Raw genomic sequence first — 23,437 nt, forward strand, 5'->3', positions numbered from 1 at the left:
TGTCAGAGCTGCGCCAACAACGTTTCAGCGATCGCTCTGCCGTGCAACGCCGAACGCCAGCGCTTCGGAATCGCGTCTTCCCCGTACACCAGCCCAGCCAACCCGCCGGCAATACATGCCGTGGTGTCCGTATCGTTGCCCAGCGCAACCGCACGCTTAACGCAATCCTCATAGCTGTGCGTTGACAGCACGCAGTGGATTGCCGACCAGAAGCTGTCCACCACATAGCCTGACCCTTGCGGTGCATCGAAGCGGCCGTCCAGTGCGATCTTCAGTTCGGTGTCTTCCGTGGTGCCGGCATGGCGTTCGAGTAGTTCGTCCTCCGCGGCGCGTACCGCATCGGCTGCGGACTGACCTTCCAGAATGCCCATCGCAGTCAGGCAGTAGAGCGCGCAACAGAGCTGAGAACGGATGTGGCCATGCGTGGGCAGACTCTGCTTGCGCGCAAGGTGGATCGCCTCGTCCCGAGAAGCGGCCACCATGACAACGGGCAGGCAACGCATCAGTGATCCGTTGCCGTTGTCGCGTTCGCCGCTCGGCCCCGACGTGGACGGGCTGGCGCCAGCCGCTATGGCGTAGAAAGCCTGCCGCGTTTGCAAGCCGATATCGAAGACATTCCCGTCGGGTGTGAAGGCCCCTTGCTGGAACCAGTTCAGCAGGTTCGCCGCAAATGCGTCGAGGTCCAGCGTTGGATCGCGAACCAAGGCATCGAGCAGGGCGAGTGCCTGAGCACCGTCGTCGCTCCACGTGCCGGGCAGTACGCCCGCGTGAGCGCGGTTAAAGCCCGCTGGCGGCGTCATATCGATCTCTGCGGCGGGCGGGATCGAGGCTGCGTCGTGAAACTCGTACGGGACGCCCAGCGCATCATCGACCAGGAGGCCAAGCAGGCCGCCGCGCAGGCGGGCTTGGCGGGATGGGGTTGTCATGTGCTTGTTGTGGTTTGTAACGGCCTACTTTTTTGCGGCCCTCTCGTACGGCGCTACGTACGTCTCATACGACGTAAAAATGTCTTCGATGAGGGCAAAGTCCGGCACGAAGACATACCCGATGATGCCAAGGATGCATCGGCCGACAATGCCCGTGTGTTCCCAGATCATGTAGAACGCGAACGCAAACACGACCCACGCCACCAGCATCCACACGACGCGCCATCGATACGCCGTGTACTGCTCGCGCGTCATCTTGGGCATCGCGGGCAACGGTTTCAATAGGTCGTTGAGCATGTCTAGCCCCGTGGGTCCACCTTGCCAGTGCGCAACGCAACCGCCCAATCCGGCCGGCCCCGCTGCTCCGCAATTGCCGCCGCATCATCCCACGCGTATTCAACTGCACGGAACTCGGCCGTCCATTCACCCGCCTGTTCAGTCACGATGGCATAGCGCGCATGCGGGCTGCCGGTTTCAATGGTGTGGGGGAAAGGATAGGCATCGCTGTAAGCCTGCAGGCCGACACTGCCCGGGTTGACGATCAAGCGGCCGTCCATCAGCTTCATCGCGCGTGGCATATGAGTGTGGCCGCACAGCACGAGCTTGGCGTCGGCATCTTCTGCGCGATAGAGCACTTCATCGTGCGTGGCTGCGCGGCATCCTTTCTCAGAAAGCGATTCCAGAAAGTAGGTCTGGTCGTGCTGGGCAGAGCCGTGAACGAGCAGCACATCGTCTTCGATGTACCGAAGCACGGGCAGGCTGTCAAACCACGCGAGCTGATCCGGCCGCAACTGCTCAAACGCGTACTGATCCGACGCGCCCATGCGTGACAGGTCGCCCGCAAGAACCTGCCTTTCGTGATTGCCGCGAATGGTCGGCAGGTTCAGTGCCATCAACCGATCCACCGTTTCGCGCGGTTGCAGCGGGCCAGACGCAATATCGCCCAGGTTCACGATCAGATCGACACCCTGGGCCTGAATGTCTTCCAGCACCGCGTCCAGCGCGGCCAGATTGCCGTGAATATCGGAGAGGGCGGCGATTCTCATGGGATGCCCTACTCGAACTTCACATCATGAATGACGATCTCGTTCTTGCCATATTGGTTCTGAACGGAAAGGACGGATTCCAGCTGATAGTCCGTCAACCAGACGGTATGGAGTTCTGTGACCCCACCTTTAGCAGAGGTCATCTTGCAATGCAGGTCAATGGCCGCGCCAGTCAGCTTTGCAAAAACGGTCGAGGCTTGTCTCTCGCTGCCGACGGTGCACACACGCTCTTTTTCGCCCCGGAAGTCCGGCTGAGGAAATGGGACGCGCAGCGTCATGCCTTCCTTGAGCGGCGTGTTTGCCGCCACGACCGCGGCTTGCTCCAGCTGGTTAGCCTGAGATGCGTTGATTCTCGACTCCACGAAGTGCGACCGCAGTGTTGCCAAGCCATAACCGAGCCCAAGCTCGGTCCAGTCGACGTCACCTGACGCCACAGTGGGAACCGTAAATGCAGCCAAGACGCCATTGTTTCGCCGGTTGATGACCGTGCTGGTCAATCGTTGCGAGGTTGTTGTCTCTCCCTTGCTGACGACTTCCAAATCAAACACCGCACGTTTAAACGGAAGCGGCCGGCTGCCATCCGCTGGCAGGCTGCTGCGAATCGATTCCGGCAGGAGGCGCTCGTCAAAAGCTTCGTTCAAATACGTCTCGGGTTGGCGCAACACCATTCGCGGTGCAGAGGGGTGCAGGTCCAACACGCGAAGTAAGGCAAGCGATGCCCGGTCCTGCTTCGGCTTCGGCGTTGCCAGCACGTGGTCGATCATCAACGGAATCTGCTCGCATTGCGTCGGTGGAGGCGTGCGCACCCCGTTTTCGTCGACCTTGAACGCCGTGCGCAAATACTTATGGGTTTCCAGCTTTTCTTCGATCGTGCCTCCGGTGTCCGTTTCGTCATCGGACGGCTCGTGCAGCGCCCTGATCTCTATCGTGTCGAGCATGGCCTGCAACGCTTGGGGCGACATCTTGTGCATGAAGTCCGTGGAGCCCTCTTCTTTGATGGCGTCCAAATACACCTTGCAGTCGGTGGGTGTGGCCGTGAGCATGGTCCTCATCAACGCCAAGGTGTGCAGCCGCTCGGCGGCTGACAGCTTTTCCTCCGCCATGGACGGTTCATTGAAGCTCTGTATCCGCTCGCTCAGCTTGGAGTTGCTTGACGTTGCCTTCTTCACAAACCGCAGCATGATCTGACCTTGCTCGGATGCCGGGTCGAACCCCAACGACGAGACCGCCTTCTCCTGAATGGCGGTGCAATCGCATTTGCTCCGCTTTTTTACCGGGCTTGGCGATGGTGCGTCCGGGGCAGAAGGCGCGCTATCTGCGGCATAAGCCGAAACAGAGATGGCGCAAACCAGCGCCAGGAGAGATTTCTTGTAGAGGTTCATCAACGTTTGAGCCGTCTTCTTATTGGGTGGGTTGGTTGATGCGCCGGATTACCTGCTCGCATCCGGTCGTTGTGGACAAATGCGGTGCCGCATCGTACCCGAGAGTTTTTGCGCGAGTAAGTACAAAACGCCACGCCGCCAAAGCCCAATCTGAAAGGAAACACTCCCTCCGAATACCCCTTAACGCCCTGCACCCCCGGCCACGAAGCCCCGCCCACCACCGCACCCCAGATATGTCCAACTCTTAATTCAGATTTTCGCCAAACATAAATCAGCATCCCACATTCGATCTTTATCAACCCTTGCCCAAAAAACCTCCAAAGACCCCACCAACGGGGGCAGCGCAATCCCGATGCATCGCCTATGCTGTTTCCCAATTAAAAACCGGCGCCCTGATTTGAATCGGATTATCAGAGAAAGCGCCTAGTCCTAAATATCTAAAAGCATTAGGCCGGGGGCAGTAAATGGGGCGGAGGAGAAAACAAGCATCCACCAGCGATGTGCTGTTGGCGCTGCCGTGGTGGATGCTGGCGATTGGCTCGGCGGCCAGCTACCTGATTTTTCACAACATCCTCCCAGCCGCGTTTGCGGCCAACCCCATCTTGAGCGGCCTGGGGATGCTGGCGCGCGGGCTGGCCTGGATGCCCGCGCTGCTGCTCGCCTTCTTTGCCGTGCTGTCGTACCTGCGGGAGCGCAGCCAGCAGGCCGATGCCCGGCACCGGCATGGACCGCGCCGCACTGAATCGGCTGCGCGACGCCGCGACCCTGGTGTCAGCGGACTACACACATTGGTTGAACCAAAGGATCTAGAGGGCCGGTATGGCGACACTCATCCCCAGTCTGAATAGCTGTCTGGGGCGTATGACCTCGGGCGAGAAGCGTTTTGCCCGGCGGCTCGAAGCGTTTCTTGAGAACGATTATTTGTGCTGGTACGACGTGACGGTCGGCATTAAGCGCAGACGGCCGGATTTCCTGATCTTGAATCCGCTCCGGGGTTTGCTGGCGCTGGAGGTCAAGGACTGGAAAATCGGCAGCATTATTCGGCTCGACCCTCAGCTGGTGGAAGCCGATTTTGACGGTCGGCTCGTCAAGGACGTAAACCCGCTGCTCAAATCGCGCGAGTTCATGACCGCCACGGTGGACATGCTCAAGCGTGATCCGCTACTGGTTGCGCCCGCAACCAGCAAATACGCGGGCAAGCTGTGCATGCCTTACGGCCACGGGCTGGTGTTGCCCAATATCTCGCGCCAGGAATTTGAGATTTCCGGCATGCAAGACGTGATGCCTGGTCGGCTCGTCATCTGCAAAGACGAGATGACCGAATCGGTTGATGCCGAAGCCTTCCAGAAGCGGTTGTGGGACATGTTCACCCAGCCGTTCCATTGCCTGCTTGAACTGCCGCAGATCGACCGTATCCGCTGGCATCTGTTTCCCGATGTGCGCATCGTCAGCCGGCAAGGCAGCCTGTTCGAGGCTGATGACGATCCGACCACGCAGGCTGCCCGCCCGGCCATTCCCGATCTCATCCGTGTCATGGATTTGCAGCAAGAGCAGCTTGCCCGCAGCCTGGGGGATGGGCATCGCGTCATTCACGGCGTGGCGGGCTCGGGTAAGACGATGATCCTCGGCTATCGGGCCGAGTACCTTGCGCAGGCACAGGCGCATGCCAAACCTGTGCTCGTGCTGTGTTTCAACCGCGCGCTTGCGCAGAAGTTGACCGGTTGGATCGAGCACAAGGGGCTTTCACAAAAGGTGCATGTGCGCACCTTCCACAGTTGGTGCTCGGACATGGCAACGACGTACCAGCTCGACAAGCCTGCCACCCTGTGGCGTGACGAAGACTATGCCGTCCTCGTTCAGAACGTGATTGACGGTGTGAATCGAGGTCAGGTGCCCGCCGGACAATACAGCGCGCTATTGCTCGACGAAGGCCACGACTTCGACCCTGCATGGTTGCGGCTGGTCGTGCAAATGGTCGATCCGGAGACCAATTCCGTGCTGGTGATGTATGACAGCGCACAAGACATCTATCAAAAGTCTCGCAAGCTCAAGTTCAGCTTTTCGAGCGTCGGCATTCAGGCGCGCGGGCGCACCACTATCCTGAAGCTCAACTATCGCAACAGCGCCGAAGTGCTGGCCGTGGCCCACGCCTTTGCCAATGACTTGTTGACCGCCGAAGAGGCCGAAGAAGACGGCGCACCCCTCATCCCCCCGGAAACGGCAGGGCGCCACGGCAACGCACCAGAGTTCATCCGCTTGCCAACCTTCAAGGCAGAACTGGACTACGTGGCCGACCGTTTGCGCGCGGCAAACGAAGCCGGCACACGCTGGCGCGACATGGCTGTGCTCACGTACCTCAAGACGCAGCGTGCCGATGTGGTCAGCCATCTGCAGGCGGCCAACATTCCTGTGAGCAATGGCTTGAGCAAGCACGACAAGGACAGCGTGAACGTGCTCACGCTACATGGCAGCAAGGGGTTGGAATTCCCCTTTGTGGCGATTCCCGGGCTGGGGCAATTGCCGCTTGCGAAGCATGACGCCAATGAACAGGCGCGCGTGTTGTATGTGGGGATGACGCGGGCGATGAATGAGTTGGTGATGACGGCGGATAGGGATTCCGAGTTCGGGGTGCGGGTGGGAGAGGCTTGTAGGAGGTTGGTGGCGTGAGAGTGATCACAGGCGATAGCAACCAGAATCAAAACATGCAGCATCGGTTACGCCGCTTCGCTGCCATGGATTCGCCACGGAGAAACGCGTGAATTCCAATCTCGATCCGGTAGTCGGACTTCCCGAGTTCGATGAAGCGCGCTCCGCCTCCGCGACGATCAAAGGCTATTTGTTTCAATTCGACGCCACGATCCGCGCGATATTGGATTGCAGCGATAGCACGCCTATTCGAGTGGAAGGCGTGGAAGACTTTGATGTAGTCGCGAACGGATGGACTCAGTGTGTGCAATGCAAATACTACGAGGGCACTGAGTTATCCAAGCAGGTTCTGCGCGAGGTAGTGGTTCCGATGCTTCGTCGTTTGAAGAAGGTAGCGCCACCGGAAAGGCCGAGATGGCAGTTCTCGCTCTACGGGCATTTCAAAAACAAGCCTGCACAGGATGTGACGCAGTTATCAGAGGGGCAAATTCTCGAAGCACTTCAAACATACAAGTTGGTGAAAGGAAAGCCACGCCAAACCGTCAACGTTGCAGAAGACGAAGGGTTTGATATGGGACTAATTTCCGAATTCGCCAGAAAATTTAAGGTCTTCTCGGTTTCGGATTTCGAAACGCACCGCTCTCTAGTTGTAAATCAACTCCAGGCGACCTTGGATGCTTCTGAATCAGCCGTTCGAGAGATCCACTATCCTGCGGCGCTCTACCATGTGGCTAGTGTTGCGGCGAGACGCTCTGCGCAAGATCGCGTTTCAACACGGCTGGAGCTTTTGTCCGCGTCGCGGCCAACGCCAGCAGCGGTCAATAGCCTTTTGCTTCACGCGTTCGGGGAGCGACGGTATTGCTCCGCCATGAGAAGGCGTCACTTTGCGGCATTAAACCGTGAGCCTGTGCATTATGTATTCGTTATTTGCTATCAGGCAGGTGGGATTATCGGGGACTTGGTGGATGCACTTAAGGCAATTGCGAACAATTACAATCGTGCTAAAAATAAGCGAACACCTGAAAATGAAAAGCGCGTACCAATTGTTCTGCTTGCAGGCATGACGGAAAGCGTAGTTCTGGAAGTGAAGAGAAACCTCGTCAGTAGAAATATTCCATTCAACGATGGCTTTCAATTTCACGGGGCGATATTTGATCCGAAGGCATCAATTGGTCCCTCTACATCATTAGGTTGGAGTAATTTTGCGTTGCTGGATAGCGTGGAGCAACTCGACGCGGTGCTCGCGTTGGGTCATCCAAAGACAGCTATCTACCGGTTCGCTGGTAGTGATGAGAAATCTATCGCTATCTCTGGAGATGTCGTGGAAATACCGGTTGGTTCGTTTAGCTGGATACAGAATATTATCTAGGATAAATAATGTCAGACATCAATGCAGAAGTGATAGCTGTATTTCCGAATCAGGTTCGCATCGCAGTGGATAAGTTGGAGTCTTTCCAAGCCGCAGATGAGTCATTGAGAGTGGGTTCGTACCTAAAGGTATGCGATAACGATAATGTTTCATTGATTTGCGTTATAGAAAGCTTCTCAATTGAGTTGAGGGAGCCAGAAAAGGGGAGGTTTGAACGTCGTTACATCATTGATGCGTTTCCACTGGGAACCCTTCGAGACGGAAAGTTCAAGAGAGGGGGCGATGAACTCGCTATCCCCCCAAAACAAGTTTTTGCTGCGACTGCTGAGGAGGTTAGGTCAATTTACGCTGGTGCATTCGAGTCGGACGTTAGTTTTCGGTTTGCTTCCCTTACCAGGCAGCGATCCATTCAAGTACCGGTACACGGAGATAAGTTTTTTAGCAAACATATCGCCGTGGTTGGTGCTACAGGATCTGGCAAGTCCCACACGGTTGCCAAAATTCTGCAAGCCGCCGTCTCTTCAAAGGCATCTGCATTCAGTGATTTGAATAATTCTCACATCGTAATATTCGATATCCATGGCGAGTACGCCAACGCGTTCCCTGAGGCTACGATTCTGAACGCTGATCAAATCAGGTTGCCATACTGGCTTATGAATGGCGAGGAGATGGATGAAGTCTTTTTGGAGTCTGGCGACAACAACAACTACAACCAGGAATCCTTGTTGAGGACTGTGATTGCGCTGTGCAAGAACAAAGATGCCACTGCCGGAGATAAGGTTTACTTTGATAGTCCGGTTTCATACGATGTGAGAGAGGTGATTAATTGCTTAGATAACTTAATTCGTGAAACGAAGGACGCAGAAAATCCATTGCATGTTGTATTTCAAGATGGGGATGAGAAAACGTTCTCGGATGAAGATGAAAAACTCTTGGCTTACTGCCATGAGCGCCTCAAATTCGCCGCACTGGTACGGTCGAAAATCAATCGTGGAACATACGCTGACGGTAGCATCGACAAATTTGTCAGACGTATCGTCGCAAAAGTTGAGAACCCCCGTCTTGCATTCATGTTCGGTGAGGGTGCACGAAAGGCAACGTTCGAGGATGTCCTTAGACAACTGATCGGATACGGAGTCGAAAAGAAGAGTAACGTCACCATCATTGATCTAAGTGGCATACCCTTCGAAGTTCTAAGTATTGCCGTGTCACTGATTTCGAGACTTCTGTTCGACTTCGGATACCACTCACGTCGGCAGAATGGAGCAACGGAAACTCCGCTGCTGCTGGTTTACGAAGAGGCGCACAAATATGCGCCGCGTAGCGGACTCGCACGATTTAAGGCGTCATTGAACGCGCTTGAACGTATAGCTAAGGAGGGGCGTAAGTATGGCGTGACGTTGCTCATAGCCACACAGAGACCTTCAGAAATATCAGAGACAATTTTTTCGCAATCTAGTAATTTTTTGGCGATGCGATTAACAAATCCTGATGATCAAGCATTTGTACGTCGACTGCTACCAGATGCTCTCGGTAACGTGACCGATATTCTTCCAGCGCTTGAAGCTGGGGAGGCACTTCTCATGGGGGATGCTTGTGTCTTGCCGGCGGTGGTCTATGTTTCTGAGTGCAATCCCCCACCGCACTCTGAAGACGTGCGCTATCTCCGCCTGTGGTCCCAGCCATGGAAAGACGTAGATTTTCCATTGATTACGACTAGGTGGTCACGTTAGACGCATATATTGGTTTCAGATGAAGCGGCTACCTGAGGGGCCAGGTTTCCGTTCTTATGCATGCTCCAAACTTGCTTCATTCGTTCCGCGAACGCTAAACTCCCCCCGCTGCGCCAACAAGCGCAGCCGGGACTGCAATCCCGAATTTGTGACTACCCCGCGAAAACCTCTTCAGTTTTCGCGGCTGCTGTCGTTCGTCCGCTCGCGGGCGGGCCTCGGCAGGGAGGGTTTCGACCCTGCCGGTTCTTGGTAGTCACAATCGGTATTGCAGACCTTGTCGTGTGCCCGCCCACCCTCACCGGTGGGTGGCTCCTCACTCAACCAGAGGCAAGACAATGGATCAACCGACCCAAGCTGTACCCATCCCACGCGGGCATCGCCCCGCAAACTGTTACTTCACCAGCATCGCGCAGCGTCCTCCGTCAGGAGGTGCCCGATGAGTCTTGAAGACAATCTCCTGTATGCACAAGGCGCCCTGAGCGGGCGGGATTATCTGCGGCGCGCCCAAATGGACATGAAGGTGCAGCGGCAGTTCAGCCCCCAGACATTGCGCTTGGAATACCAGCATCAGGTCAAGGACAAGGCCGTTGAATACCAGGCCGGGTTTCTCGATGCGATTGGCGCCTTCATGCTGACCTCGCTGGATGGCGTAACCGTGGACTTGTACCGGTGGGAAGTCCTGCACGTGCTGGCACGTGCGAACAAGCAGAAATAAAAAAACAGCAGTAAAAGCGAACCCGCGACGGGCGGGGGCGCCAGGCCAGGGCACAAGGGCCCGTCAGAATTTCCGTGTTCTTCACCGGCCGTGAAAGCGCACCTTTATTTGCCACCGTGCGCGGCAATGAACAGGGCGACGGCCGCCCGGCAATAGGATTCGATTTCGTTGTTGTCTTCCGCTCTCGCCTCGTCAAAGCGTGCGATCAGCAAGAGATCCGACCCTTTGAAAAGTGCGGCAAACAAGCGGGCGGACAGGTGCGTATCGGGCACGTTCAGCATCCCTTTCGCGTGCAGCTGACGCAATACGGCCTCGATGTGGGCGATGACACGGGCAGGCGCGGCTTCGTAATGAAGCTTGCTTAACGACTGTTGATTCGTCTTGTCGGCCAGGACCATGGCTTCGACGCTGCGGACGTCCGGGCTCAACAGCGTGCGCAGCAGGGATGAGCCCACCGCCATGAGCTGATCTTCGGCCGAACCGTCGACGCCTTCAGAAAGGGCCTGCGGTGCAAATTGATCGCAGCGGGCCACCATGGCCGCGCTGAACAGCGCCTCTTTGTTCTCGAAGTGCCGATAGATGCTCAGCTTGGATATCTTCGCCCGCTGGGCAACCTTGTCCATCGTCGTCGCTTGAAAACCCAATTCCACAAAGAGTTCGCAGGCGGCGTCGACGATCGTTTGGCGAAGCGCTTCGTTGGCGGGCCGGCCGCGCCGGCTTTGGTTTTTTTCGCTCACGGCAATTACGGTACTTGACAGTATTGAAATTGGTTAATACGATACCACTCAGTATCTCAATGTGCAAGACAAGGGCAGGTTTCAACCGGTTGTGCAGATCAGGTTTCCCCGGCCCACCCCTCATCCACAACACGGAGCCCATCACCATGAATGACGTCATCATCATCGGCGGCAGCTTTGCCGGCCTCGCCGCCGCCCTGCAGCTTGGCCGTGCCCGCCGCAAAGTCACCGTTCTCGATACCGGCCGGCCACGCAACCGCTTTGCAGGCCACTCGCATGGCCTGCTTGGCCACGATCACAAGCCGCCGCTGGACATCCTGGCCGAGGCGCGGCAGCAGCTTGCGCGCTATCCAACAGTCAGCCTCGTCCACGCCCGGGCCGAGAGCGTGTCTGGCGCCATCGACGATTTCTGCGTCGTCACTGACGATCACGAAACCCTGAGGGCGCGCCGCGTGATCCTGAGCTATGGCGTCGCCGACCAGATGCCTGATGTGCCGGGCTTTGCCGAAAGCTGGGGCACGTCCATCGTGCCGTGCCCGTATTGCGATGGCTTTGAAGTCGCCGGCCAGCATTGGGGCCTTGTCTGGTCCAGCCCGCAGTCGTATCAGTCTGCCAAGCTGTTCCGCGATTGGACTGACAAGTTGACTGTCTTCGCCGATGGTCGCGACATTGCGCCCGATATTCAGGCCGATCTGGCGCGCCGCAACATCCCTCTCGTCGATGGCCGGATCGTCGAGATCGCGCACAAGAAGGGCCATATCACCACCGTTAATCTCGATACCGGCCGCAATGTCGCGGTCGACATCCTGTTCGCCAATCCGCGCAACAAGCCGTCCGCAAGCCTGCATGAATCACTGGGCCTCGCCACGCTCGATACGCCCACCGGCGTGGTGCTCAACGTCGACGACCGACGCCAAACCAGCATGCCCGGCATCTACGCCGCCGGCGACCTCACCACGCCCTTCTTGCCATCGGTCACCCAAGCATCCTCGCAGGGCGCGATGGCGGGCATCTTCGCCCAGCAGTCGATGGTTGTTTGAGGGCACAGATTCCCCTCTCCCCTTGCGTCGTCGCCTTCAAAAAAAAGTTGGCGTAGAACGGCGCTGTGAAAGGTGGATCGTCAAGTCAAGGAGATGACATGGCAAAGCAAAGCGCGGATCAGGTTGGTGACTGGAATGGTCAAAGCGGTGAGCGTTGGGTCGCCAACCAGGCGCGGCTGGACGCTCTGGTAGCGGTGTTCGGCCAAGCCGCGATAGAAGCCGCCGCGCCCGCAGCCGGCGAGCGCGTGCTGGACATCGGCTGCGGCGCGGGCGCGTCGACTCTAGCTCTGGCATCCCGCGTTGGCGCGGAGGGCCAAGTGCTGGGCGTGGACATATCCGAACCGCTGATCGACCGAGCGCGCGCGCTTGCGCCAAAGGATTCGCTGGCACTGTTTCAGGTGGCCGACGCCAGTAGCGCAGCGCTGCCCGAAGGCGCGTTCGACATCCTGTTCTCGCGTTTCGGGGTGATGTTCTTCGATGATCCGACAGCGGCGTTCGCGCATATGCGACGCGCGCTCCGGCCGGGCGGCCGGGTCGCTTTCGTCTGCTGGCGCGGTGCGGCCGAGAACGACTGGATGCGCCTGCCAGTGGGCGCGCTCAAGGGCATCCTCCCGCCGAGCGCGCTGCCCGATCCCGAAGCACCCGGCCCGTTTTCGTTCTGTGACCGGGAACGCGTTGCACGCATCCTGATGGCGGCCGGCTTTAGCGGTATCGCTATCTCGCCCTTCGACGCGGCCGTCCCATTCGGCGAGGGCGAAACGCGGGACGCCGCGATTGACGACGCAGTGAAGATGACGCTCGAAGTCGGCCCGCTGTCGCGGGTGCTCACTGATCAGCCCGACGACATTCGCGCCCGCGCCTCGGCCGCAGTTCGTGCCGCCTTTGCGAGCCTTCCCGGCGAGCGGTCGGTGATGATCAACGGCGCCGCGTGGGTCGTCATGGCACGCAATCCGGCAGGCTGACAGGGATTAAGAGGGAAGACGTGCTCGGTGGAGCGAGGCGTCTGTGGCCGGGCTCAGTGCAGCCAAGCGAGTTCGAAACACCACCCCTACCGACTGCGTTGATAAATCGTCGCCAACTCAGTGCGGTTGCGCGCTCCCATGCGCACAAGCGGTTGGCGCATGTGGCTTTTAACGGTTTCCACGCTGATGTGCAGCCGTTCCGCACTCTCGGAGTTCGACCGGCCGCACGCCCGAACACTCAAAAATCCTCACCGTTTGCCCATTTGCGTTGACGCGCCTTCGCACGCTGCCATACGGTTGCGCCATTAAAAAAAGATGGTCGGGTCAATACATGATGAAAAAATCCGTGGAACGCGCCAGCGTCGGCGCGGTGCCTAATCCTGTGCGTCGAGCGCTGTCATTGGGTCTGGGGCTGTTCCCCTTGTTGCCGTTTTTGCCGGGATGCGGTGGAGGGGGCGAAGACGCTTCCGCGGCGGGGCTAGGCCAGCCGCAAGAGAAGACAGGCGGCACGGTCCCGACCGCCCCGACTGCCCCGGCCACTCCAGCACCTGCGACGGCTGCGTCGGCGTATGAGAGTGGCGTCTTCCGCCACCCGGCCCTGCTGGTGACTGAAGACGCCTTCACCCGCATCCGCGCGCATATCAAGGCTGGTGACCAGCCGTGGACGAACTGGTGGAACACGCTGGGCGTCGATCGCTTCGGCACGCTCGACACTAAGCCCTTCCCGCTGCCCGCTGTCTACCGGGCCGATGGCAGCAAGAACAACCTGTACGTGGATATCTGGCGCGCGTGGTCTCTGGTGCTGCACTGGAAGTTGTCTGACCCGCAAGACAACCGCTATGCCGATAAGGCAGTGGAGTTCCTGGACGCTTGGGCCAGCACCCTGAAGGTGATCGGAACGGTGCCCCCGGGCTCGACCGCCCATGATGACCACACCTTCATCATCCTGGCCGGCATTCAAGGGCACCAGTTGGCGCAGATTGGCGAAGTCCTGCGCACGTACTCCGGCTGGGCACCCGCAAGCCTGAGGCGCTTTCAGGACATGCTGCTCAACGTTTTCGCGCCCATCTGTTCGAACTTCCTCAGCGACGGGCGCATCGGCTCGCATGCCAACTGGGACATGGCCTCGATGGCAGGCGCCATGGCCATCGGCGTGTTCTGCGACAAGCCTGATCTCTACCGCCTGGCCTACGACTGCTACGCGGGCAACAACCGCGGCAAGCTGCGCAATTTCGGCAATGGCTCGATCGTGCACGGCGTGTACTACATGCACCCGGGCCATTTCGGGCAGTGGGAAGAAAGCGGCCGCGACCAGGGCCACTCCACGCTGGGCATGTCGCTGGGTGGGGACTTGATGGAGATGGCCTGGAACCAGGGCGATGATCTTTACGGGCTCTATAACAACCGCTTCCTTTCTGCGGCCGAGTACGTGGCGCGATCGAACCTGCTGGACGAGAACGGCAAGCCGTATGCGATGCCCTATGCGCGCGAGCAGAACCCCACCGCTCCGCACCCGGCACCGTGGACGGAGGTGAACCAGTCGTTCCAGCACCGCCGCAATGCGTGGGAGCCCATCTACAACCACTACGTCAATCGCATGGGGCTGGCCGCGCCCAACGTCGCGCGCATGGTGACGTGGTGCGAGCCGAACTACGGCGGCAGCAGCGACGACGTGATGTACCCCACGCTCACGCAGCGTCTCTCGCCCTATGCCGGGCCGATGAAGCCGCCGTCTGGGCTCACGGCGCATTTGCGCGGCAACCGTGTTGTGCTGTCGTGGTGGGGCAGCGTGGGCGCCACCTCGTATGCGGTCAAGCGCGCCAGCCAGGCCAATGGCCCCTTCAGCCTGCTGGGCACGGTCTCGGCCAGCGAGCTGCTCACCTATAGCGATACCCCGCCCAACGGCATCTGGTTCTATCAGATCACCGCTCAGGGCAACGGTGCTCCGAACACGGGCTCCAACGTGGCGCGCATTGCCGTGCCGGGTGAGACGCGGCTGTCATTGCCGCTGAACGACCCGAACGGCACCGGCACGGTCGGCGCGGTGCTGACCGCCGCCGGCACTACGGCCTTGGTGCAGGGCACGCTGCTGGACGGCGCAACCTGGGGCGACGGGCGCGTCAACGACAAGGCCATCGCATTCGACGGCCAGAAGGCAGGCCTGCAGTTGCCGTCGGGGTTGTTTGCTGACCTGGACGACTTCAGCATTTCGTTCTGGGCCTACGCGAATGGGCTGCATTGGGATAGCTGCATGTTCTTCGCAGGGCAGGACGCGAATGCAGCCATGGCCATCGCGCCGCAGTCGGGCACGGGCGTGCTGCGTTTCATGATCTTTGGCGCGACGTTCAATGATGCGCAGGTTGTGGAAGCCCCGTGGGCCATGCCGATTCGCCGCTGGGTCCATGTGGCGGTCACGCTGCAGGGCAACACCTGCCGCCTCTACGTAGACGGCACGGAGGTGGGGAAGAACGACGACATGCTGTTGTCGCCGCGGCAGGTTGGCGATCAGGTGACCTTCCTGGGCCGCAACTGGGCGCATCCGTCGTTCAACGGGCGCATTCAGGGCTTCCGCGTTCAGGCGGGTGCGTTGAGTGCCGCGGAGGTTGCGACGCTGGCGCGCTGACGTAACGGCGCATCGCAAGGTTGCCGGACAGCCCCTCGCAGCCGGAAGGGTGCGCGCATGTTGCGCGCACTCGCAGTGCAGCGGGGGGTGTACGAATCTGCGCGCATTAGGGCGCTCGCCCAGCGTCAAACGGAGTCACATGCGGCAATCGGCCATGTGATGACCCATGCCAGCAAGCCAGATCAAACGGCTGCGCTGTGCTCCCAATCAGAACGTACCGCACGCGAAATGTCGCGCGAGCCAGGCGCTGCTTGGCCGGCTCAGCGGCTGCGTTGGTAAATCGTCGCCAGCTCTGTGCGGTTGCGTGCACCCATTCGCACGAGCAGTTGGCGCATGTGCGTTTTGACGGTCTCGACGCTGATATGCAGCCGTTCGGCAATCTCTGAATTGGAGCGGCCGCAGGCCACCTCATTCAGGATGTCGCATTGGCGCGGGGTGAGGGGTTTCGGCTCCAGCGTGGCGGGCGATGGGCTGGCCTCCATGTCGCTGGCTGCCGCCTGCGGTTTCAATGCGCCGCTCAGCATCTGCTGCACGTCTTCCAGCGCCATGGGCTGCAGCTTGGCCGCTGAAGGCAGCCAGGTGGAATCATTGAGGAGCGAAGTGTCGAGAAAGATGACAGCCAGCGATGTCGGGGCGGCGTCCCAGCGCGCAACCATGGCGGTCGATGGAAGGCCAGGACGGCATATGTCTGGCGGACTGGTCGACGGTGGTGTTTGCGCTGGCATGCGGGTTCCTCTTCGAAAAGCACGATGCAACTTGATTTGAGGCCAGGCGGCGGCTCGCAGCCGTGGCAACCAGCCTTCGTCAGGCGCACTATCGCAAAATCGGGCGGCCCGCAACCATCGCTATGGATAGCGATGGCTGGTACGGCACAACTGCGCTAGGCGTTCTGGCCGATCTGAAGTACACCGGCTATAGGCCTCGGCCGTTGTGCCGATATACCTGTCGTATGGATAGACGCGCTTGGAGCACCACGATGGATTTTCAGACTCAACACCGGCTGCATGCCGGCCAAGCGATCGATGGATCTCTCTACAGCTGAACTACGGGCGCTGCTCGATATCACCGGGCATTTGCACCAGGCATCGAGCGTCAGTGTTCTCGAACGTCCGGAAGTGGCAGAGAAGCTGGGGTCGCTGCTGCATTTCGATCTTGCGGCGCATATCCAGTGGGGGCGCGACGGTACGCATCAGACACGCCCAAGCGCGCTGTGGGGCCGAGACCAGGCCATGCGCAGTGAGTATCAGCAGTACTTCCATGGGGTCGACTCGATTGCGCAGTGCCTGACGGGCAGCTTTGAACCCGTCGTGATCGAGCGGAAGATCTGCCGCTCCGAATGGGGCAAGTCGGAGTACTTCACAGATTTTCTCTGCCGGCACAAGGCGTATCCGGGCATCAGCCTCCGCCTGCCCGATGCCAACGGGATGCTGCTGGACTATCGCTTCAGCACCAGCGATCCAAACAAGCGTTTCGGCGATCGCGAGACATTGCTGCTGAGCCTCTTGAAGCCGCATCTGTTGAATGCGCATCAACTTCGCGTCATCCAGGAAGTGGGGGAAGTCGGCGCTGCTGCTGATGCCGGTGCGCACGTGCCAACGTTCATGCTCGACGGCAAGTCACCGCCCCTGCCCAACGCAAAGGCGCGCGCCATCATGATTGGGCTGTGCATGGAAGAGCGAGACGCGCTCTATCAGCAATTGACAGAGGCGGCCAACGGATCACGCCACGGGCAATGGAAAGGCTTCGGGTTTTGCGTGGAGCGACTGGCTGCGCACGATGGCCCTGCGCTCGGTTGCCGGATTCACCTCGTCGCACGGGGCGTGGGGTCGTCTGCCTGGTTCCAGCAGCAGTTTGGCGTGACCGTGCGCGAAGGGGAGGTCTGCCACCTCATGCTCAAGGGCATGTCAGACAAGCAGATCGCCCTGGTCCTGAACATGAGCTACTGGACGGTGCGCACCCACGTGGGGCACATCATGAAAAAGCTTGGCGTGGAGTCACGCAGTGCAATCGGGCTTGCCGCGCTGGAAGCTGGCGGATCGCTGAAGTAATGCCCACGCGCGTGGCCATCTGTGCCGCGCCGGCAACGGTTTGGTTGCGCAAATTTCAAACATCCTCAAATCGCTTGTTCTGAAAAGACGTTGATCTGGTGACGTTGCGCCGGTTCATGGGCAAGCCATTGCTCAAGACCGGCCAGTGGGTGCCCTGCCGCAGCGTTACGTGCAGGGCTGGCCCGCCTCAAACAATCGGCAACCGCTTGGTCGACTTCACCTGACGAAGCGAAATATTCGAGCGGATGCCAAACACACCGGGCAGCTTTCTCAGGACTTTTTCAACGAAGCGGCTGTAGTCGTCCAGATCATTGGCGACCACCTGGAGCAGGTAGTCGGCTTCGCCCGTTGTGTTGTCGCAGGCCAGGATGTTGGGGCTTGCCAGGATGAGCCGTTCGAACTCCGCCGTGACCTCTTCGGTGTGTTGGGTGCACATGATCTGCACATACACCATCACGCCGAGCCCGAGCTTGCGGCGGTCGAGCGCTGCGTGATAGCCCTCGATGAGGCCGGCATCATCCAGGCGCTTGAGCCGCCGCCAGCATGATGCTTCACTCAAGGAAAAGCGCTCCGCCAGCTTGGCGTTGGAGACGCGTCCGTCTTGCTGGAGTTGATCCAAAAGGCCCAGATCGATGGCGTCCAGTGCTTCCATGAAATCTCCTTTCCACGGCGTATCGGAATCAGAAAGGGCGCTTCGAAAGACTCCAGAAACGCCCTCGAAATAGAAAGATACTTTCGGCGACTGCGGCTTATATTGCAACGCTCATCCGCTCTGCGTTGGAATCATGAAAGCCATAGTCTACGAAGCCTTCGGCGCCGTGCCGAAGCACATGAACGTTCCCGACCCGACTCCGGCAACGGATGGTGTGGTCGTCCAGGTGATGGCCAGCGGCGTGTGCCGCAGCGACTGGCACGGTTGGATGGGCCACGACGCCGATATCGAGCTTCCGCACGTGCCCGGTCATGAGCTGGCCGGCGTGGTGGCGGCGGTCGGCGCGGATGTGACGCGCTGGAAGGTGGGTGACCGGGTGACGGTGCCGTTTGTGGGCGGCTGTGGTCACTGCCCAGAATGCCATGCGGGGCATCAACAGGTGTGCGAACAACAGTTCCAGCCGGGCTTTACGCACTGGGGCTCGTTTGCTGAATACGTTGGCATTGGCTATGCCGACCTGAACCTCGTGCGCCTGCCGGACGACCTGGACTTCACCACGGCGGCCAGCCTCGGTTGCCGCTTCGTGACGGCGTTTCGTGCCGTTGTCGACCAGGGCAAGACCACTGCCGGCCAATGGGTTGCGGTGCATGGATGCGGCGGCGTGGGCCTGTCGGCCATCATGATTGCCAACGCCATCGGCGCGAATGTCGTGGCCATCGACATTTCAGACAGCGCGCTGGAGCTGGCGCGTTCATTGGGGGCCGTCGCCACGGTCAACGCATCGCGTGAGTCTGATGTGGTTGAGGCGGTGAAGGCCATCACGCAAGGGGGCGCCCATGTTTCGCTCGATGCGCTGGGCCATCCCACCACGTGCTTCAACTCGATCAGCAATCTGCGCCGGCGCGGCAAGCATGTGCAGGTCGGCCTGATGCTGGGTGATCACACGACGCCCGCAGTCCCCATGAGCAAGGTGATTGCGCATGAGTTGGAAATTCTGGGCAGCCACGGCATGCAGGCCCATCGCTATGGCCCGATGCTGGACATGATCCGCGCGGGCAAGCTGCAGCCCGGGCGAATGGTCCGCAGGGAGATCAGCCTCAGCGCCTCGATCAAGGCATTGACGAACATGAACCGGTTTGAAGGCACCGGCGTGACGGTGATCACGGATTTCGCATCCTGAACGGTGTCACGGGCCGATCCTGTGTGCTGTGTGCTGTGTGCTGTGTGGTGTCGAACGCGTCACCTGCGCCGCCGCTGCAGGGGCGATGGTCGGCTGGCCCCTCGCCGCATCGCTAGTCATAGCGATGGATGAACACACTGTGAACGCTATGCTTTTGCGAAACATAACAAGCGGGGTGGACGTATTGATCGACCCCGCGCCGTCGGGGGGCTTGCCATGAAATTTGCTGTACTGACCACCAACCCAACCAGTTTTGCTTATGTAGCGGCCTGCCTGTCAGCGCAGGGCGTGACGTGCGTGCAATTCGACGACGCATTGGCCCTGATGCGCACCGGGCACACCGAGGCCTTTGCGTTGCTGATGATTGATGCGAAGCAGTTCAGCACGGCCGCCCGACAGTTGCTCTCGGGGCGCGAGCGCAACGCCAACATGTGCCGACCAACGTTGGTGTTTGGCGACTTTGCCGGCCGCCACGAGATGCTCGGCGCGTTCGACGCCGGTATCGACGACATCATTTCCGGCCACTTCAGCGCCGAGGAGTTGTGCGCGCGCGTTCGCCGCATCCTGCGCGGGGCCGGCAAGTCGACGCAGGCCGCGCCCGATACGCAGGTGGTGGTCGGGCCCTATCGTCTATGTCGGTTGACCCGCACCGCGACATTGGATGGCGTACCCATTCGTCTGACCGCACGCGAATTCGCCACGGCCTGGCTGTTGTTCTCGTCGTCTGGGGCGTTTCTGTCGCGCCAGCAGATCGCGTCTGCGGTATGGGGCACAGACGCCAGCGTTGCAGAGCGCTCGATCGAACAGCACATCTACAAACTGCGCAAGAAGCTGGGCTTTGGCCCGGCGACCGGCGTCGAGCTCAAGACCGTCTACTCGCGCGGCTATCAGTTGGCGGCCCAGCCGGCGGGCGGGCAGTCGGAGAGCGCTGGCCCGAATGTGAAGCTGGCAGCTTGACGCATGCACGCCGGCACGCTGGTCACGGTGCCCGCTACTTCAGCAAATCGATGGCGTCGAATGCGTAACCAGGGCTGAGAAAGCCTTCTCCGGCGTTACCGCTGGTGACGTTGATCTTCAGCTCATTCTCGCCAACCACGAAGGCCGACGCCGGAACGTCGAACGCAAAGGTGGCGTTGTTGCCGCGGTAGGAGCCCGCCGTGAGGCTGCGGGTGGTCGGCTCAGCCGCGGGTTGCGGCGCGGGTGCGCTCCACTGGTTGACCGTGATGCTCGGGCGGGCATGGGCAAAGGCCGTGGTGATGCCGATGCGCAGCCGGTGATCAGCCATGTCACGCGGCTCCAGCCGGAAGCGCACAACCAACATGCCGTTGATGGCTTTCCACTGATACGCAGGGAAATCGCTGGCGGGGGTCGAGCGCCCAACGATGTATTGGGGCACGCCCCACGGCTGCATCCGAATATCGGATGGATGCATCACCGTGACCTGGTTGCCGTTGCGGAATTCGCGCGGGCTGCCATCCCAGGTGCCAATGCGCCATAGCGCGGCATCGTGTTGCGGATCGTGATCGATGCCGCCGCACGCGCAAGGCGTTGTGCGGGCGGGCTGGATGTCTACGTTGAAGCGTTTCACCTGCAGCTCATTTCGGTAGAGCGTCGCCTGATACTGGCCGGGCAGCATGCCTTGCAGGTGAAAGTGGCCGTCTTTCGTAGAGACCTCGCCCCAGTACTGCGCGTGCGCGTTACTGAGGGCCAGGGTATATGGGGCGTCTTCTGTCAGGCCAGTGAAATGGCCTTCGAGGGAGCCGCGCTGGTTTTCCGGCACGTAGCCGGGCAGGTCCATATCCTTGAACCAGTGGGTGCTCACGTCACGGGGCGGTTCGCCGTCGGTAAAGGCGAGAACGTAGCTGTTGAGCACGCCCATGCGGTAGGGCTCGGTCTGGTTCTCGCCGTAGTTGACGATGTAGGTCAGTTCCTGGTCTTCAGCGCCCTGGTCGAGGAGGCTGCGGTAGAACGGGCCGCCAGACCCGCCCTCGTTGTTGTCACGCACTATCCACATGCCCACGCCGGGGCCGGTCGCGCCAAAGTACTGCCAATCCTTCAGGCGCATGTTGGAGTAATGCTTGGACCGGGTTTCGCCGTTGGCCAACCCAAAAACATCATGCGCTTCTACACCGCGCACGGCGGTGGTGATGTCGGCGCATTGCGGGCCGTCGGGCAGGCGTGCATGCGGCACCCGCACGACAAAGCGCACAAGGTTGGGCTTGGGCTCCGCCGTGAAATACGTTGCCATGTAGATGTTGGGGTGCCCGCGGCGGGCCATGTAGACATGGGTTAATGCCCCGGCGCTGACGGTAACCTTGATGGCGTCATTGCCCACGCGTGCCGCGTCCACATTGACGCGATCGTCCCCGTCATACAGGCCGGAAAAGCCGGAATTCACCTGACTGCCTTTACGCGGGTCTTGATACTGCACGCCGTGCCAGAGCAAGGAGACGATGTCGCCCTTGCCGCGATCACCGCCGTTGGCCCCTCGTGTTCGGATCTTGAATACCAGTCCGGCACCGGTATCGACGGTGTAGGCGTTGGCATCCGCGCTGATGCCGAATTGGCCGACCTGCGGCGGGTGCGAGCCAGTGGGGACACCGTGGTCCGCCTCGATGGCTGCGTCATTGCCGATTCGGCAGGGTACGGCGCGATTGTGTAGTGGCTCGGCGCTCGCAAGCTGGGCGCAGACCGGTGAGAGCGCAAGGGTGACAGCGCTGAGCAGTCTCAGGCTGAGGCGTTTGGTCCAGTGAGGTGTGTACATGTCTGGCTCCCAACCGGCGACCGGATAGTGGCCACGGCGAATCGGCTGCGTGCAACTACATCCCTCGGCCCGGTCGATGGAAAGGTGCTCCGCACCGGCGAAAAAAAAGCCCCGAGGTGGTCAATCCCGAGGCTCCCCGACCATCTTTTCACGAAGGCTCGTGAACTATGGCTACGCGCCAGTCTACCGACCTGGCCCCACACCTGCATGCGTAGCTGAGAATAATTGAGCAATGCGTGCGCCGCTCTCAGCAGACACAGCGCGCGCGCTTCACCCAATATTCCACTGCGGCGCAATCGCCAGCAGTTGCCGCCGGAGGTTCTCGATCTCGTTGGCAAAACCCTCCGCCAGCGCGCTTTCCACGGTAGGTGTGCCGGGCGTGTGCTTTAGCTCTGCCAGGTCGGCCGCGCGCGGTCGTGCCAGGCGCGCCACCGTGCCGAACCGCAATGCCCGCGACATGCCGATCAGCGTGTCTCGGATGCGTCGGGCGCCCACACCGGGCAGGGCGTCTGCACTCGGTGCGCCCAATGCCCCGTGCGTTGCATTGAGCAGTTCCAGCGTGCTGATGCAGATGCGCAGGCTGCGCTGGATGTTCTCCAGCCGCTCCACGGGCACGTCAATCTCTTTGGACACCGACGGCATGAGCGAGCGCAACTGCACCAGCAGCGTGTTGAGCTTGCCGAGGTGTTTGCTGCGCTCGCCCGAGGCTTCATCGGCCTGGCCGAGGTTGGCATAGGCGCGGGCGCATTCACGCAGCGCCTCGGCCAGCCGGTAGCGCCAGGAGTAGGTGGCATACAGCGGCAGCGCAAACGAGAACAGCAGCGCAATGGCAATCCCTACCAGCACGTTGAGCGTGCGCCAGGCGCCGTCGAGCAGATTGTTGTCGCCATGCCCCACCACGATGACCAGCGTGATGGCGGCCAGCAGCGCGATATAGCCGCCCTTGCCGATGGCGTGATACGCGCAGATGCCGCACGCGATGGCCGTGAGTGCATACGTGAGCGGCAGATGCCCGAGCCACGTCTGCTGAACGATGATCAACAGCCCCGCCACCGCGCCGATCAGGGTGCCCCAGGCGCGCTCGGCCGCGCGCTTGCGGATGTTGCCGTGGTGCTGCAGCCCGGCAATGACGATCAGCAGCGAGATGGTGGCCCACTCGCCATGCGGCCAGCCGAAGCCCGACGTGACGGCAATCGACAGCAGCACGCCCAAGCCGACGCGCGTGGCATGGATGTAGCGCGCATGCTGATAGCGCCGATGCGGGTCGCGCATGAGGCGGAGCAGGGAAAGAAGGGGTGCAGGTAGTTTCACAGTGCGGGGCGCACGAAGGGAAATCGACATAAGCAAGATCGTTGCAGATTCTGGGGCGCGCCGTACACAGGTTGGGCGCCACGTTGGTGCCGATGCCTTGTTGTGGTGCGCGCCGGGGGCCGGCGACGCATCAAGACTTCGGGTTTCCCCTAGGTATTGCACAAAGCTTGCCATGGGCTGGTGAGCATTTTTGCGTATTGCGTAAGGGGTTGCGCTTCAGGCGCGTGGGATTGTGTCGATTACGATGCATAGCCCGATCAGCAAAACTCCGGGCTGCCCCGGATATTGCCGATCCACCTCGAA

General features: G+C 60.3%; 20 protein-coding genes and 1 pseudogene. 11 read left to right on the forward strand and 10 right to left on the reverse strand.

The window, feature by feature from the left end:
• Positions 1–2: 2 nt before the first annotated feature.
• From ACEN9T_RS06930 to ACEN9T_RS06945, 4 genes are read right to left on the reverse strand one after another with little or no spacing between them, the layout of a single operon-like run.
• On the reverse strand, positions 3–926 hold the full coding sequence (locus ACEN9T_RS06930; RefSeq protein ID WP_413705890.1) for an ADP-ribosylglycohydrolase family protein: 924 nt from the start codon (positions 924–926) through the stop codon (positions 3–5).
• 24 nt (positions 927–950) lie between these two features.
• Entirely contained in the window at positions 951–1,223 is a 273-nt protein-coding gene (locus tag ACEN9T_RS06935) for a hypothetical protein (RefSeq protein WP_413705891.1), read from the reverse strand.
• Positions 1,224–1,225: 2 nt separating this feature from the next.
• Positions 1,226–1,972, reverse strand: coding sequence for a metallophosphoesterase family protein (locus tag ACEN9T_RS06940; RefSeq protein ID WP_413705892.1), 747 nt, complete (start codon positions 1,970–1,972; stop codon positions 1,226–1,228).
• Between the two features lie 8 nt (positions 1,973–1,980).
• Positions 1,981–3,354 carry a hypothetical protein gene (locus tag ACEN9T_RS06945; RefSeq protein WP_413705893.1) on the reverse strand — a complete coding sequence of 458 codons (1,374 nt, stop codon included), beginning with the start codon at positions 3,352–3,354 and terminating at the stop codon, positions 1,981–1,983.
• A gap of 500 nt (positions 3,355–3,854) precedes the next feature.
• Here ACEN9T_RS06945 and ACEN9T_RS06950 point away from each other — a divergent pair, with 500 nt between their 5' ends.
• The 5 genes from ACEN9T_RS06950 (at position 3,855) to ACEN9T_RS06970 (ending at position 9,817) form a co-directional block, all read left to right on the forward strand.
• Complete coding sequence (locus tag ACEN9T_RS06950; RefSeq protein WP_413705894.1) at positions 3,855–4,202, forward strand: hypothetical protein; 348 nt, start codon at positions 3,855–3,857, stop codon at positions 4,200–4,202.
• Complete coding sequence (locus tag ACEN9T_RS06955; RefSeq protein ID WP_413705895.1) at positions 4,174–6,021, forward strand: DEAD/DEAH box helicase; 1,848 nt, start codon at positions 4,174–4,176, stop codon at positions 6,019–6,021. Before ACEN9T_RS06950 ends, ACEN9T_RS06955 begins: the two co-directional genes overlap by 29 nt.
• A gap of 88 nt (positions 6,022–6,109) precedes the next feature.
• Positions 6,110–7,369: a hypothetical protein gene (locus ACEN9T_RS06960; protein WP_413705896.1), complete on the forward strand. Its 1,260-nt coding sequence runs from the start codon at positions 6,110–6,112 to the stop codon at positions 7,367–7,369.
• Positions 7,370–7,377: 8 nt separating this feature from the next.
• Positions 7,378–9,102 (forward strand): ATP-binding protein, encoded by a 1,725-nt coding sequence (locus ACEN9T_RS06965; protein ID WP_413705897.1) that lies wholly within the window; start codon positions 7,378–7,380, stop codon positions 9,100–9,102.
• Between the two features lie 436 nt (positions 9,103–9,538).
• The gene (locus tag ACEN9T_RS06970) at positions 9,539–9,817 is read left to right on the forward strand and encodes a hypothetical protein (RefSeq protein WP_413705898.1); all 279 of its coding nucleotides are present in this window, start codon (positions 9,539–9,541) and stop codon (positions 9,815–9,817) included.
• A gap of 104 nt (positions 9,818–9,921) precedes the next feature.
• Here ACEN9T_RS06970 and ACEN9T_RS06975 read toward each other — a convergent pair whose 3' ends face one another.
• Positions 9,922–10,554 carry a TetR/AcrR family transcriptional regulator gene (locus ACEN9T_RS06975; protein ID WP_413705899.1) on the reverse strand — a complete coding sequence of 211 codons (633 nt, stop codon included), beginning with the start codon at positions 10,552–10,554 and terminating at the stop codon, positions 9,922–9,924.
• Positions 10,555–10,700: 146 nt separating this feature from the next.
• Between ACEN9T_RS06975 and ACEN9T_RS06980 the strand changes: the two genes are divergently transcribed.
• Positions 10,701–11,594 carry an NAD(P)/FAD-dependent oxidoreductase gene (locus ACEN9T_RS06980; protein WP_413705900.1) on the forward strand — a complete coding sequence of 298 codons (894 nt, stop codon included), beginning with the start codon at positions 10,701–10,703 and terminating at the stop codon, positions 11,592–11,594.
• 98 nt (positions 11,595–11,692) lie between these two features.
• Positions 11,693–12,556 carry a class I SAM-dependent methyltransferase gene (locus tag ACEN9T_RS06985; protein ID WP_413705901.1) on the forward strand — a complete coding sequence of 288 codons (864 nt, stop codon included), beginning with the start codon at positions 11,693–11,695 and terminating at the stop codon, positions 12,554–12,556.
• 86 nt (positions 12,557–12,642) lie between these two features.
• Here the strand turns inward: ACEN9T_RS06985 and ACEN9T_RS06990 are convergent.
• Positions 12,643–12,786: pseudogene (locus tag ACEN9T_RS06990) on the reverse strand (LuxR C-terminal-related transcriptional regulator); the annotation flags it as partial.
• Positions 12,787–12,887: 101 nt separating this feature from the next.
• Between ACEN9T_RS06990 and ACEN9T_RS06995 the strand changes: the two are divergent.
• Positions 12,888–15,179 carry a LamG-like jellyroll fold domain-containing protein gene (locus tag ACEN9T_RS06995; protein ID WP_413705902.1) on the forward strand — a complete coding sequence of 764 codons (2,292 nt, stop codon included), beginning with the start codon at positions 12,888–12,890 and terminating at the stop codon, positions 15,177–15,179.
• 260 nt (positions 15,180–15,439) lie between these two features.
• Here the strand turns inward: ACEN9T_RS06995 and ACEN9T_RS07000 are convergent, their stop codons facing one another.
• Positions 15,440–15,835 (reverse strand): helix-turn-helix domain-containing protein, encoded by a 396-nt coding sequence (locus ACEN9T_RS07000; RefSeq protein ID WP_413705903.1) that lies wholly within the window; start codon positions 15,833–15,835, stop codon positions 15,440–15,442.
• 366 nt (positions 15,836–16,201) lie between these two features.
• Here ACEN9T_RS07000 and ACEN9T_RS07005 point away from each other — a divergent pair, with 366 nt between their 5' ends.
• Entirely contained in the window at positions 16,202–17,227 is a 1,026-nt protein-coding gene (locus tag ACEN9T_RS07005; RefSeq protein WP_413705904.1) for a response regulator transcription factor, read from the forward strand.
• A gap of 187 nt (positions 17,228–17,414) precedes the next feature.
• Here the strand turns inward: ACEN9T_RS07005 and ACEN9T_RS07010 are convergent, their stop codons facing one another.
• Positions 17,415–17,879: an Lrp/AsnC family transcriptional regulator gene (locus tag ACEN9T_RS07010; protein ID WP_045205477.1), complete on the reverse strand. Its 465-nt coding sequence runs from the start codon at positions 17,877–17,879 to the stop codon at positions 17,415–17,417.
• Between the two features lie 133 nt (positions 17,880–18,012).
• Here ACEN9T_RS07010 and ACEN9T_RS07015 point away from each other — a divergent pair, with 133 nt between their 5' ends.
• Both ACEN9T_RS07015 and ACEN9T_RS07020 read left to right on the forward strand, forming a co-directional pair.
• The gene (locus ACEN9T_RS07015; protein WP_413705905.1) at positions 18,013–19,059 is read left to right on the forward strand and encodes a zinc-dependent alcohol dehydrogenase family protein; all 1,047 of its coding nucleotides are present in this window, start codon (positions 18,013–18,015) and stop codon (positions 19,057–19,059) included.
• Positions 19,060–19,275: 216 nt separating this feature from the next.
• Positions 19,276–20,016: a response regulator transcription factor gene (locus ACEN9T_RS07020; protein WP_413705906.1), complete on the forward strand. Its 741-nt coding sequence runs from the start codon at positions 19,276–19,278 to the stop codon at positions 20,014–20,016.
• A gap of 34 nt (positions 20,017–20,050) precedes the next feature.
• On the opposite strand, the gene ACEN9T_RS07025 is transcribed toward ACEN9T_RS07020, so the two are convergent.
• Positions 20,051–21,823, reverse strand: coding sequence for a rhamnogalacturonan lyase B N-terminal domain-containing protein (locus ACEN9T_RS07025; protein WP_413705907.1), 1,773 nt, complete (start codon positions 21,821–21,823; stop codon positions 20,051–20,053).
• A 270-nt stretch (positions 21,824–22,093) separates the two neighbouring features.
• On the reverse strand, positions 22,094–23,164 hold the full coding sequence (locus ACEN9T_RS07030) for an FUSC family protein (protein WP_413705908.1): 1,071 nt from the start codon (positions 23,162–23,164) through the stop codon (positions 22,094–22,096).
• Between the last annotated feature and the right edge of the window lie 273 nt (positions 23,165–23,437).

The sequence above is a fragment of the Ralstonia sp. Ralssp110 genome, from assembly GCF_047325135.1.
GTDB lineage: Bacteria > Pseudomonadota > Gammaproteobacteria > Burkholderiales > Burkholderiaceae > Ralstonia > Ralstonia mojiangensis.